The sequence below is a fragment of the Paramagnetospirillum magneticum AMB-1 genome, from assembly GCF_000009985.1.
Taxonomy (GTDB): domain Bacteria; phylum Pseudomonadota; class Alphaproteobacteria; order Rhodospirillales; family Magnetospirillaceae; genus Phaeospirillum; species Phaeospirillum magneticum.
This window is the reverse complement of record NC_007626.1, coordinates 1,144,085-1,157,553: the sequence shown is the minus strand read 5'-3', so window position 1 is coordinate 1,157,553 and position 13,469 is coordinate 1,144,085. Positions and strand designations below refer to the sequence as shown.

Here is a 13,469-nt window from a genome sequence, read left to right as displayed (position 1 = left end):
GTTTTTGCGGCGCTCCCGTCAACGCCAAGGCTCCTGTCTGTTCGATGACGGAGGCGCAGATGGCGGCCATGCCCGTTCAGGGCGAGTGGTGGCACCCCAGGCAAGTCGTCACACTGCATGCCCTTGACACGGCTCGGCAGACGGATGCCCTGAGAAGGGCGGTCGGCGGCCACACCGGCATGGAACTGGCGGGAGTCGCCGTCCCAGACCCGGACTCAGGACGCTGCGATATCTACGTGGCTCTGCCGGCGGGTCCCTCGGCATTTCAACTGGAGGCGGTCGGCCATGAAGTCCTGCACTGCCTGGCCGGCGGCTTTCACCCCGACATGCTGACCGGGAAAAAGACATCAAGCTATCTTTCCGCTCGCCAGGCGGCGGCCCAGCGCGAAGGCCTTTCCTCGGCCATCGACGCCGCGGAAAAGCAATCACGCTGGACCTTGTCCTGCACCCTTGGAACCGGTTCGTGTCCGCCGCCGGTCCGCAAGTCGGGAACCAGCGTCGAGATCACGGTGCACCCCGTCTCGCCCGACACCCAGGACCGTCTCGAACGGGCTCTCGGGCAAACCTCGCAACGGCCGGAGGGGATAACCCTGACCGATTCCTCCGGTCGGCGTTGCGACCTTTACCTGACGCTTCCCCCCACCTATCTGGGGCGTGGCATGGAGAATTTGGGACGCCGGATGCTTGCCTGTTTTACCCCGCCGGGCAATGCCGGCGCCTCGGAACAGCGTCGGCGGATTGTTGACGAGGTGCTGGCCGGCTCGCCGGCCGAACGCCCCCCCACGGTGCCCTGATCACCGGGACTCGATGAGTTGGCGCACCACCGGATCCAGGGGCATGAAGCGCTCGATCCCCGCGGCGACAGAAGCCCTGAATGAGTCGACCGCCAGCGGCCGGACCGTTGGATCACGCAAGAGAATCAGCGCCAGCCCCCGAAAATACAACCCGACCGGATCACTGGGATTCCGTTTGAGAATCGCGGTGACAACCTGTTCTACAGCCAGCAGATCACCGGCCACGGCCCGGTCCGTCAAATAGCCGATCGCCTGATCGGTACGCCCCGGCGCCAACCACAACAGACGATCAAGCCAGGGGCGCCATAAATCGCGGCTGCTTGGCAAGTCCGGCGCCAGCCAGGCCAGCTCCTTGCTGAAATGGAGATAGGACTGAACCCCAAGGCCAATTGTGATCATCTGGACCGTATCACTCTGGGGGATACGGGCAGCCAGCGTCGCCATCATGGCGCGCGCCCCGGGAATAGCCGCCGGATTAGGCCGACGCTCGTCTTTGGCGAGGTCTGCGAAGGCGTCCCGAATGACTTCAGCCGCTTCCAGGTCCGAACCTCGCGGGTCCACAGGCCATGCCCGGTCAAAAACAGCTCCACCTGTCAGACCCCGGTGAATCGCCCCGATATTCAAGCCATATTCCGCCAAGGCCCCAGCGCCCAACATCGGTAAGGCAGCGACGGCCATCAGGCTCCAGGCTGCGGCCCGTCTTTGTAGGGCGGAAATCTCCACCTCCCGCGCCGACCGCCCCACCGCCGCCATGGCCAGGGCAAAGAACGGCAGGGAAAAGCAGAGGTGAAACCAGACCGCCGAGATCAGGGCATAGGCGAGAGCCAACATGGTCGCGGCCGGTCGCGCCGCAGGAGCGGCATACAGGGGCAGAACCAAAAATCCAGCCAGAACCAGACCAGCCCCTGGAAGCCCCACGGCATGCACCGTATCCAGCAGCCAGTTATGGCTGCTGAAGTAGTCGCTGGACAGGAATATCCAGGTTGGCTGCCAAAGGTTCTCCCCGGTGACATTGAGATTCCCGTGGAAGGCATCCTGGACGCGCCCCCAGCCCTGCCCCATCAGCCAGGACGGCGACCGGGCCATGTCGGCCAGCACCATTTCCTGAAGATGGAGGCGATCCAGCAAAGATGGACTGTTAAGAAGCGGCTTTGCAGCGCGCAATGCAAAGGGCGGCAAAAGGGCACCCACCGCAACCAGGACTGCACTCCCCCAAGGCGATCGGGTGAAAAGCCGAACCGGCTGAACCGGCAGCCGTTCGGACGCCAGGACCAGGGCCGTCCCGCCGATCAGAATGGACCAGGCCGTCAGGCTGTGCGAGCTGTAGACGCATGCCAGTGCGGCAATGGCCAATGTCACGGTCAACGGCCAATCGCGACGGTGCCGTGTCCACCACCAGGCCAAAACCGGCAGAGTGACGCCGATCCAGCCATAATAGGCATCCACATAGAGCAATAGAGTGCTCTCGATACTGGTAAAAAAGTGATCGGACACCTTGAGTCCGGCAATCACCAGCGTTATGGCCGCCGCCGCCCAGCACAACAGCCGCCAGGCAACCCGGCAATCCCGCACCATCAGGCCGCAAGCGATGAGAATGGCGAAATCCAGGAACCACAGGGCGCCAAGTCCGCTTTGCGGTACGCCGAACAGGCTGAGGCGAGGCAAAGCATCAAATGGCGCCGCCGCAAGACTCCAAAGGGCGACCGCCAGAGGTGCGAGGACATAGGGATGAAACAGATTCGGTACCGTGGCGCGCGGCATCACCCAGGCGCAACGGGCCAAGGCAAGCGCACCCAGGAAGGAACACAGGTTGAGCCAAACCACCATGGGTTCGGCCTTGTCCCAATATCCGAAGCGAAATGGCGGCAACGACCCCAGGGCGATGGGCAGCGCCAGCAGCAGAGCCAAGGCCGGGCCCAGAACCGGGCGCAGGCCGGAATTAAGGTCAGATCGCATCAGGGCTCCCCTGGACGTGGAAGAGGTCGGGAGATCAGATCGCGCCATCCTTCCGCCCAGCAGCATTCGTGATCGTAACTGTCCAGCACCTCGATCGCCGGTCGTCGTCCGCGGGGATACCGGGCGGCATAGGCCCGAGCCACGGCGCTTGGAACAACCCGGTCGCGCCCACCCGAGAAATGCAGTTGCGGCACATTGACCACCCTCGCCGTCTCGTCGGCGGGATTGAGGGAATAGCGTAGGGGGCCTAACCCGTCCAGCTTTGTCCAGGTTTCATGGTCAAGCACACCGGCCACAGTAATCAGGCCTGCGGTATCTGACCGCCTGGCCGCCACCAGCGTCGCCACGGCGCCGCCACCGGAATAGCCAACATAGAACACCTGAGAGGCACCAACTTTGCGTGCGAAACGGTCGATGGCGACATTGAAAGCCTCAATCACCTCCGGAGCATAGCCAGCGGTGTCCCAATAGGCCGGCTGACAGTTCCGGAATTGACTGCCGCGGACATACTGGCACGGTCTGGCGAGGTAGACCACGTTTGGCCGTGGATCAGCCAATGCCAATTCCAGAACCAGCAATCGCCGGGGGGTTGGATCGTCGGAAATTCTGTTCCTGCTGATCCAGGCGTATCCGTCCCCTTCGATGTAAACGACAAGGGGAGCCCCCGGCACCAGCCGACCAGGGCCAAGGGAATAGAGGTCGAAGGAGGGGGTCGTGGTCACGCTCGGTCGCCATTGATGTTTGGCCGCAAGAGCTTCGGCCGTTTCCAACCGGCTGGCGCAACCAGACAACAGCAGACAACAAAGGAAAAGGGCTAAGCCCGAAGACTTAGCCCTTCCCAGCATTTTCAGACCAATCCGAAGATTAGAACTGATAGCGAACCTTGGCAGTGCCCTGCCAGACATCAAGGCTGGTACGACCGATCGAGTTGTACGACCCTTCGACAGCACCGGACCACGGGCCCGCGCCACCAAAGTCGACACCCACACCGGCGACACCGCCGCCATTATCGACGGCCGACATCTGGCCGTTGCTCTTGAGCACCGCCTTCGGCTTGGTGAAGTCCCACTCGCCGGTCAGCTTGACGAAGGGCACGAAGCCGTCGAAGGCATAACCGGTCTTCAAGCCACCGCTGGCGCGGCCGAACTCGATAACCTGGCTGGCATTGCGAGCGGTGCTGGTGCCAGTGTCGTTGTAAGCGTTCTGGAACTCGGTCAGGTACATCACGCCAACCTTCGGGCTCAGGCGCCAGCGATCGATGGCGTACGAACCGGTCAAGTTGGAAGCGATGAACAGACGGCCACCGTCGAACTCACCCTTCACGGCGTTGCTGGTGCGGCTGACGTCGTAGGTCAACCAAGTGTAGCCGCCCGACAGATCCGCGGTCCAGTTGGGGGTGATGCTCACACCCAGGTACGGGGCCAGGGTATAACCGTCGGCCTTGTAGGTACCAGCATTGAACTTGGTCTTGATATCGACGTTTTCGTAGCCGAAGGCCACGCCGGCGAGGACGCGGTCGGTGAACTTGTAGTCGACGCCAAACACGGTATTGAGGACATTACCGTCCATGCCGAGGGAGGCTTCGGTCTTGCGGATGTTGACCCAGGTGCCCTGCGCCCACATGCCGAGATTGGCCGGGATGCCGCCACCGGACTTGCCGGCGTCGCGGGTATTGAACAGCTTGCTGACCGGACCACCGACGCTGCCGCCGCCGACCGAACCGCCGACGGCACCGCCGACCGAACCACCCACCGCGCCGCCGACCGCGCCGCCGACCGCGCCGCCGATCAGACCAGCAGTCTGCGCGGCAGCAACGGGAGCAGCCACAGAGGCGACAGCCTGGTTGGCGACCGCGGCAGAGCTGGTGGCATCCGACGCAGCCATCGCCGGGCTAACAGACACAAGACCGACAACACCAACGGCCACCAGGGCCGCACTCCGATCAAATCGCATCCCCTGCACTCCTCAATATGATGGGCCCTAGCCCTCGTCACCCATAGGTTTGACGACGTTTTAGCACGGTCCGATGGTATGTCAACACCGATGGCGACGAACATGTCACCAAATCTCCCCAGCGTGATATTTTCGCATCAGTTGCAGGGTCGCTGAGCCAGGCTTCCACAGCACCGCCAAGACTCTTGTGGCAACGACCCGCAGCCCGCCGGACACTTGCATAAACCTTCTAAACACCATCGCCGTGCCGAGCCAACCGGCGCAGCCTCGCCCCTCCCCCTCATGGCGGATCACACCAACAATGGCGGGCGCGTCCAAACTTCTGCGCCTTTCGGCAGCATAACGGTTGCCGCCATCCTCCGGCTCTGGCCAATGAATCCCGAGCCTAAGCAGGGGGAGACGCCCCGGGATCGCCAGGGACCGCGCTCACTCCCGAGGCCCGTTCATGGAGAAAGGCCAACGTGCGGATGGCAACACTCAAGCGGCGAGTGTCGGCATTGACGCCCAGCGAGGCGGGTGTCCGCCCGCCCCGCGGGCGCAGGCAAAGGGTCTTGATCCTGGCCGCATTCCACACCTCTGCGGGGACCGGAACGACGATCCGTCCGGGCATCCCAACCGTCAAGGTCGCCAGGGGCCTGTCATTCAAGACGATGCCGAGGGGATAGGCCGTCGGAAGGCCGTGGACCATGAACGGAGTGATCTCCATGGTCAGAACCAAAGCCTCCCGTGTATCGTCGGCCTCGAACCGGATCTCGCTGCATTCATCCTTGAGCCAGATTCCATGCCCCTCGGTCGACCACCAGCCGGCGAGCAGGAAAGACCGGCTGTCCGGCAGGGTCAGGTCCAGCACCGTCCCCACCCGCCATTCCGGAGCGCAAATCCGCGGCAGACGATCGACCGTGACACCGCGCCCGATCATCGCGTCCACCATGACATCGCGATATCCGCGGACCGCGTCCGCCAAGCTCCCGGCCGCCCCGACCCACTCCAGTCCCTTTTGCCGGAGCTCCTCCCGCAGGGCGGGGTCCTGCTCACAGCGCTCGATCGCCGCAGCGATTTCATTGGGGTTGCGGGCGTCGAAGGCAAGGCTGGCATCCCCGACGATTTCGGAAAGACCGGCCCCGTTCGAACACAGTACCGGCGCCCCCAAGGCCATGGCTTCCCGCAGCGCCGTCCCGTATTCCTCGACCAGAGAGGGAAAGATCAGCGCCAGCGAATTCGAAATCAGCGCCGACAGGTCTTCCCCGTTCAGATGCCCGAGAAACAGCACACTCAGCCCCATGGACACCGCAGCCGCCTTGACCTCCTTGGCACGGGCATTGTCGCCGACGCCGCAGCAGACAAGCACAAGGTCCGATTTCGGATGGCGGCAGCGGTAAATGCCAAGAGCCGTCAACAGCATCTCGTGGTTTTTGTGGAGACCGGTATCGGCGGGATACACCAGATATCCCTGGGCTCGCAGCCCCAGATGATCGAGAATTGCCGTCGATCGGACCGGAGCCAGCCGAGGGGCGAGCCGCGTTCTGATGGTTCGCACCCGCTCGGCCGGAAACTCTGCTGCCTCGATCACGGTCTGGCGCACATGATCCGATACGCAGACCGCAAGGTCGCTGAATTCCCTCGTATAGCGCAAATTCCGCCGCCGCTCGCTTTCCTCCTCCGGCAGAAAATACTGCGGATAGAGAGCGAACAGCAGATCGTGAATGACCGAAACCAGCGGCAGCGCCCGGCTATGATAGGTCGGGCCGCTAAAGGGGCACAAAACGACATGACCGACCTGTCGGCCGGGCAACTCGGGCAGTTCGATATGCACCGGGCCACCGCTGTCGCGAACACAGATGACGTTTGCCGCCGGGGCGAATTCCCCGACATAGTCCAGGGCCAATGAGTTGACCAGGACGTGGAACGTCCATTGCGGCTGGAGCGCCATCAGACCCTCCAACAGGCCCAACGCCACTTGCTGAGCCTCGCCATTCTCGCCCCCGGGCATCACGGGAACGAAGTCGACGATCACTTGGACCGGGGCCTGGATCAGTTGCTCACGGAGGCCGTCTGCGGTCATGTCGCAATCACAGTCCATCTTTGGCCGGCACGGCAGCCTCGGCGGCCTTCGGCGCATCCAAAGGCCCCCCCACCGTCGACTTGACGATATAGCGCGGCCGCCGCTTCGTTTCGATGAAGATCGAGTTGATGTAAAACCCGTTGATTCCCGTGGTGATCAATTGCGCCGACCCCATGAAGAGCACGGCTGCGATCAGCGATGTCCAGCCCGACGTCACTCCGTCGACAACGAAATATTGGATGATCGAATAGGTCATCACGCTCACGCCGATCAGCGCCGCCACCGTACCGATCAACAGTGACAGAACAAGCGGTGCCGACGAAAATGAGATCAGGGCCGAGAACAGAAAATTGTGAATGACCCGCGGGCCGAGAACGAAGAACTTCGATTCACCGGCATGCCGACTTTCACGATGATAATAGACGTTCTCCTGCTTGAAGCCCACGTAGTAGACCAGCCCACGCGTAAACGGGAACGATTCCGGCATGTCCAGCATGTGGTCGACGACCTTGCGCGACAGCAGCTTGAAGTCTCCGGCTTCACGGATGAACCTGATGCTGGAGGTCCTGGCCAGGATATCGTAGCCGAGTCGGGTGATGGCCAGCTTTATCTTCGATTCGCCGGCCCGCGACAAACGGACCGTGTTGACCACCTCCACCTCGTCATCGGCACGCCAGGCGGCCAGCATCTTCGCCATCAACTCGGGAGGATCCTGCAGATCGGCGTCCATGTAGAACACGAGATCGCCCCGCGAATGCTCGAATCCGGCGATAATACACGATGAGTTCCCGAAATTACGCGACATGTTGACAAGCTTGATATCGCCCTCGCGCTGGGCTTCCTCGGTCAGCATTCGCTCGGAAGCGTCCGTCGAATCGTCATTGACAAAAATCAGCTCATACTTGGAAATATTACCGCTTTCCTGTTCGGCACGAAGAGTCTGACGACAGCGCCGAAGAAGCTCTGGAATATTATCCTCTTCATTGAAAAAGGAAAAAACGACAGAGACGGACGGATTTGATTTTTTCATCGTTACCTGCCCAGGTTTGGTCATTTTGCGGGAACCAAGATATCTGTTTCGCAAAAGAGATTGGTCTCATAGATACAAAAAGATAGGTCCCGGAGGGTATCGCTGATCCAGGCATCGAAACTCAGTGTAACGATATTGCTGCCTTCTGCGAAATCCAGGCTGAATTCGACCATATGCTCCCGGTTTCCCTCGAGGCGCCGCTCTATCACCATGGCGTGGTTCAGCGATAGCCGCATCGTGCAATCAGTTGGAACGAAGCCGCCGAGGCGAATGGCCTTCTTGCCACTCCGCCAATTCCCGCAGATCTCCACCTCGGGAGCCAACCAGCAATCGGACCAAGCCCCAAAAACCGTCAATCCGTTATGAGGGCCCCGCGGCAGCCGGCGGTGCCGAAGCCGTTCGCGCAGCCGCAACAAGACTCGGAGGATACCCCCGCGGACGGACGGATGTTGGGCCATCAGCCGCAGCTTGCCCTTGAACGCCCGAGGCAGCAACCCTCGCCGCAAAAGGAAGTATGCGTGGCTAATTCTAGCGGGTAATTTCCATGCCAGTGGAAAGAAGCGGAAGAAGGGAGCCATCCAGGGACGCCGCTCGATCAGCTTCCAATGCCAATAGCCAAAGAAATAATGGGCATGGACATAGCCGACGTGACGGGCGCAGAGGTCGAAGCATTCGTGAAATATCAGCTCGCGCTGCGCCATGGTCTTGGTCTCCGCGTATAAGCGAGAGCTGGCGATGTATTCGGGCAAATGGCTGATCACCGCATGGGCGTTCACGGCCCTCAGCCAATAATCGTAATCCATGGCGGTGGAAATGGTCTCATCGAATTGACCGATCAGCTTGGACAGACCGGCCCGCCAGAAGGCCGCCGGCTGACAGATGATGCAATCCGTGTGGAGATCACTGGGGCGATCGGAGGTCTTGTAGCTCCCGATAACGGCGTCATTCTCGTCGATATAATGGGCCTTGCCATAGACGAGGTCGCATTCCGGATTCTTGAGGAAGAAATCGACCACCTTTTCAAGGGCGTCGGGCTCCAGTACGTCGTCGGAGTTCAGGTAACAAAGGATTTCCCCTTTGGCCTGCGCCAAGCCCTTGTTGATGGCTGCGGTTTGCCCTCCATCAGGCTCTGAGACCCAGTGGAATCTGCCGCCATAGCTTTTCAGAATGTCGACGGTCTCGTCGTCCGAACCGCCATCGATCACCTGGTATTCGATGTTGCCATAGGTCTGGTTCAGAACACTTTCGATGGTCCGACGGATGAAGCGGCCCTGGTTATAGGATGGCGTCACGACGCTGACCAACGGCTGGAGATCCAGAGGCGAGCGAACGGTGCGCCCTGCAACGCGAACAAACGCCGCCATCAGGTTGTCGGCCGACTGCGCCCAGGTGAACGCGTCCAGCCGCCTGCGGCCACGCTCGACCAATTCCGCCGTCAGAGCGGGGCTTTCCAGGATCTGCCTCATGGCAGCCGCCATGCTGGAGATATCCAGGGGATCAGCCAGAAGCGTCGCGTCGCCGGCGACCTCGGGAAGGCTGGTGCAGTTGCTGCATAACACCGGCGTACCCGCGTGAAAGGCCTCCAGCAGGGGAATTCCAAAGCCTTCGAACAGGGAAAAGAATACCAGTGCCCGCGCCTTCTGAAGCAAGTACTGGACCAATTCCGCCCGGACATAGCCAAGATGACAAATGGGCAACGCCTCGAAGCCCCGAGAAATCGATGGCCAGTCCGCAGGATTTCCAGTAAATATAAAAGAAATCTTGTGATTTGTTTCGGCAAGCAGGCGGGAAAATGCCTCCAGCACCCTACGATGATTCTTATGCTCCCAAAGATTGGCTGGATAGATGAAGAAATCACCGTCTGGAACCTGAGCCAATTCCTCGGCGGTCAGATCCTCGGCCCGGGCCAGCGAGTGTTCCTCCTGCAATGCCGGCGCCATCAGGAATATGTCACTGCAGGCGCATTCGGGATGTGCCTGCAGTGTCGAACGGGAAAATTCAGAAATCGTTCCGACGGCGCCGGCCTCCCGCAACGTCTTGTCGAATGCGAGCTTGCGGTAAGCCCGGGCGTCCCGGGAAAAGAATTGCGGGTAGTAGTCGTGCTGGTTATCCGGGATATAAATGATCTGCCGTTCCATGGGAAATACCGCCGCATCGGCGGTCGGATAGGAGCGGAAGAGAACATCGATTTTTCTGGTCTGCAGTGTCTGCGCCAAGTCGTGGAGATAGGACGACGGGGGGAGACTCACCAGGTGGATATGATCCGACAGCTCGCGGAAAATTTCCCGATTAAAGGGGGTGCAGAAAACAAAATAGGTATGCTCGGGATAGCGTTTGAACAGCTCCCGAAAGACCCCCACCTGATTTTGGATGATCCCGCCGGAAACGCCAACGACAAGAGATCTGGTATCAATGGCGATACGCAGTCCCCGCGGTTTAATTGCTTCCCTCATCCTTCACCCCCTCACCCTACCCCCCGATCCCGGTGCCTCTGGCATCACCCAGAGACGCAAGGGGGCATGCCCTTTGAACAGCTCACCGCCAGAAGCCTCCAGGGGCCGGGCGCGGTAATGCACAGTTCGTGCGCAGGCCCCGCCAGAGGCACGGAAAATACGTGACTGATACCTTTGACGTTCCCGCCGAACGCATTGACGACTTCCATGCGGTGCATGGCGCTGCTCAGCGGTGACGCACCATCGATTCGAACGACCATATCAAGAGGCCGGTCGACATGGACGATCAGGCCGTCGGCCCCGCTGGGAACGGGAAGAACCAGCCTCGCCTCCCCGCCGACCACGCGGTTACTGCCAAGCTCCAGCCCCCGGAAGGAAGGGCGCCCTCCCCGCAGGATCCGGAAGGCCGCCCACAGCGCACCAAGAGCCCCCCCATCCCGCAGCCGCCCGGAAGTCAGCCGATCCCCCATGCGAATGCCCAGCCGAGTGCGCAGGCGTTGCCACGGCGATAGCCCCTCGCGTGCCAGAAGCTCTTCGATCTCCCGGGTCCGGCGCGGCGATCCACTGTTGGTCTTTGTCCCGGCGTGATTAACAACCACAGCAAGAACGCTATCGACGGAGCGGAACCGGCATCCCGCGCGAAACAAGCGCTGCCATAAATCCCAGTCCATCGTGTAGTGCCGGTCGCAGTCCAAACCGCCGACACGGTCCACTGCGCTGCGTCGCACAAAGGCGGCCGGCTGACAAATCACATTGGCCCGACCAAGAAGGTCCGCCGGCCCGTAGGCGGGAAAATACCCCAGAAAAGCTCCGTCGCCCGACACATAGGCCGCCTGACCGTAAACCACGCCTACCGATGGATCCGCCGCGAAGCAGCGTCGGACAGAAGCCAGAGCGCCGGGAAGAAGATGGTCGTCGGCGTTAAGCCAGCCCAGAATATCGCCATCCACCGCCTCCCAGCCTTCTCGAATGGCCGCAGCCTGACCGCCGTCGGAACTGCGGTGGTACGAGTAGGAGATCAGGTCGGAATGGCGACGGGCAAGGTCGGGAACCCTCGGATCGGCGCTGGCGTCAAGAAGGGCGACGGCGACACCCGCTCCCTGCCTCGCAAGGCTGTCCAGATTGGTTTCCAGCCAATCGACACCGCTACGAACAGGAACCGCGATCGAAAACCGAAGATCAGCCATTGGGTTGCCTGCGTGGCGGGCGGGCAGCCACCTCGCGGTAGCAATCCAGGGCGGTTTGTGCCGAAGTCCGCCACGAGAAGCGCTCCGCCTGGGGCTTGGCCTTGGCACGCATGGCCGCCCGCAGGTCCTCGGATCGCAAGAAATCCGCGAGGCCGCCGGCAATGGAATCGGTATCGACGGGATCAACCATCAGACCCGCATCGCCCAGAATTTCGGGAATGGACGACACGTCGGAGGAAATCACCGCCGCCCCTTGGCTGAGCGCCTCCAGCACAGGCAATCCGAACCCTTCCCACAAGGAAGGATACAGGACGCCATAGGCGTTCTGATACAGCCACTGAAGTTGGACGTCACTCACAAAACCGAGGAAGATAACGTGCTCTGCAATCCCCAGAGAGGCGAGGAAGGCTTGGAAGTCCTCCATCAGCCATCCCATGTTGCCGGCAATCACCAACGGAGGAATTTTACCCCCAAACTGCCGGTGAACCCGGCTATAGGCCTCGACCAGGCGGCGATAGTTCTTGCGCGGCTCCAGCGTCCCCACCGTCAGCAGAAACTCCCCGAGATGGGCGTATTCCGGCGGCCGCGCCAACGGGGTGTCGTCCGGAAACCGGCTGGCCAGCGGCATGACAGAGATGCGGTCCTTGGGAAAATGAGGGAACAGGCTAAGGAAGTGTTCGCGCGAGAAGCCCGATATCGCCAAGATATGATCGGCCTCGATGGAGGCCCGGAACACGTTGCGGAAGCACCCCTCCCGGTTGGCTTCGGTTGACCAATCCGGGTTCTCAAGGAAGGACAGGTCATACAGCGTATAGACAAGCCTGGCCCCATCAACAGGCGGCGGACAGAAAAAATTATGGCTGTGAATAATATCGGGACGACCCAGCCGGTATCGTAAATCTGCCGGCGGCGTCTCCCAGAAATATCGAGACTCGGTGTGGGAGTTCAAGCAGAGGGCTCGGCTGAAATTCACTTGAGGCGGAAAAAAGGTCTCCCCCCAACGGTCATCCCAGAACTGGTTGCCGAATGTGGGATAGAGGATAAAGTCATCCCCCGTATCCATCTCGGCTATTTCTCGGGTCAGATAGTAGGCCACATTGCCACACCCGGCCCGGCCCGGTCCGGTCTGGCTGACGTCGACACCAATCCTCATCGCCCCCCCCTCAGCCAGCGAGGCAGGTAATGGTGAAGCCATTGGCGCAAAAGGGCGCGCGTCTCGGCATTGACCCCGCGATTCCATCGAAGACTGGCGAAGAAAGTGGCGGCCGCCAGATGGAAGACGAACCGCGGCATATCATCGCGACCAATATTTCTCGAGTCCACCAGGGCGTGCGCGTAATTGGACAGCCAGCCAACCGGCACTTGGCCGAAGCACGTCCGGAACATCTCGTTGATTTCGGCGTGCACCCGGACCCTGGCCGACAGAGTCTTGTTGTCATCATACATGCGCGAACCCGCGAGGTAGTCGTGCATGTGAGCGAAGGAGCAACCCGAGCGCCCAGCCCTCAGCCAATACTCGTAGTCCAGACAGTAATTAAGGTCGGCGTCGATCAACCCGATCCGCTCGACCACGGAGCGGCGAAAAAAGACAGCGGGCTGACAGAGAAAACAGACGTCCTTCAGGCGCTCGAAATCGAACTCCTCGGTGTAATACGATTCCTGGACCTCGTCATGGAGCCCGATATGGTGGGCCTTGCCGTAGACGATATCAATCTCGGGCCTGGCGTCGAAGAACGCCCCGACCTTGGACAGCGCGCCGGGGTAATAGACGTCATCGGAATTCAGCCAGCAGATCACGTCGCCGGTGGTGCGCAAGATACCCTTGTTGACCGCATCAGCCTGGCCCCGGTCCTTTTCGGACACCCATCGCAACCGGTCACCATAGGACTTGAGGACCTCGACGGTGTTGTCGCTGCTGCCGCCGTCAATAACCCAATATTCCAGGTCGACGCCCTGACCGAGCACACTGTCGATGGTCCGGCCGATGAATTGGCCCTGGTTGTAGGATGGCGTTATGACGCTGAAGCTTGGCAT

Annotated in this window: 10 protein-coding genes; 1 reads left to right on the top strand and 9 read right to left on the bottom strand. The window is 61.0% G+C overall.

Translation table 11 applies throughout. The features are described from left to right. The first annotated feature begins 59 nt into the window (after positions 1-59). Positions 60-794, top strand: a complete 735-nt coding sequence (locus AMB_RS05550) for a hypothetical protein (protein WP_148207307.1) — start codon at positions 60-62, stop codon at positions 792-794. On the opposite strand, the gene AMB_RS05545 is transcribed toward AMB_RS05550, so the two are convergent. The 9 genes from AMB_RS05545 to AMB_RS05510 form a co-directional block, all read right to left on the bottom strand. Continuing rightward, complete coding sequence (locus AMB_RS05545; RefSeq protein WP_011383500.1) at positions 795-2,750, bottom strand: O-antigen ligase family protein; 1,956 nt, start codon at positions 2,748-2,750, stop codon at positions 795-797. It lies immediately after the preceding gene. Beyond that, a complete protein-coding gene (locus tag AMB_RS24965) occupies positions 2,750-3,472 on the bottom strand; it encodes an alpha/beta hydrolase family protein (protein WP_148207306.1) in 723 nt (240 codons plus the stop codon). The genes AMB_RS05545 and AMB_RS24965 overlap by 1 nt, the downstream gene beginning before the upstream one ends. A gap of 142 nt (positions 3,473-3,614) precedes the next feature. After that, entirely contained in the window at positions 3,615-4,703 is a 1,089-nt protein-coding gene (locus tag AMB_RS05540; RefSeq protein WP_158303934.1) for an autotransporter outer membrane beta-barrel domain-containing protein, read from the bottom strand. Positions 4,704-5,088: 385 nt separating this feature from the next. Then, positions 5,089-6,765, bottom strand: coding sequence for a glycosyltransferase family 4 protein (locus AMB_RS23215; RefSeq protein ID WP_011383496.1), 1,677 nt, complete (start codon positions 6,763-6,765; stop codon positions 5,089-5,091). A gap of 7 nt (positions 6,766-6,772) precedes the next feature. Continuing rightward, a complete protein-coding gene (locus AMB_RS05530; RefSeq protein ID WP_011383495.1) occupies positions 6,773-7,819 on the bottom strand; it encodes a glycosyltransferase family 2 protein in 1,047 nt (348 codons plus the stop codon). Beyond that, complete coding sequence (locus tag AMB_RS23210) at positions 7,816-10,248, bottom strand: glycosyltransferase (protein ID WP_011383494.1); 2,433 nt, start codon at positions 10,246-10,248, stop codon at positions 7,816-7,818. Before AMB_RS23210 ends, AMB_RS05530 begins: the two co-directional genes overlap by 4 nt. Before the next feature lie 44 nt (positions 10,249-10,292). Then, positions 10,293-11,435, bottom strand: coding sequence for a glycosyltransferase (locus tag AMB_RS23205; protein WP_011383493.1), 1,143 nt, complete (start codon positions 11,433-11,435; stop codon positions 10,293-10,295). Next, positions 11,428-12,588, bottom strand: coding sequence for a glycosyltransferase family 4 protein (locus AMB_RS24955; RefSeq protein ID WP_011383492.1), 1,161 nt, complete (start codon positions 12,586-12,588; stop codon positions 11,428-11,430). The genes AMB_RS23205 and AMB_RS24955 overlap by 8 nt, the downstream gene beginning before the upstream one ends. Further along, positions 12,585-13,469, bottom strand: a complete 885-nt coding sequence (locus tag AMB_RS05510; RefSeq protein ID WP_011383491.1) for a glycosyltransferase family 2 protein — start codon at positions 13,467-13,469, stop codon at positions 12,585-12,587. The genes AMB_RS24955 and AMB_RS05510 overlap by 4 nt, the downstream gene beginning before the upstream one ends.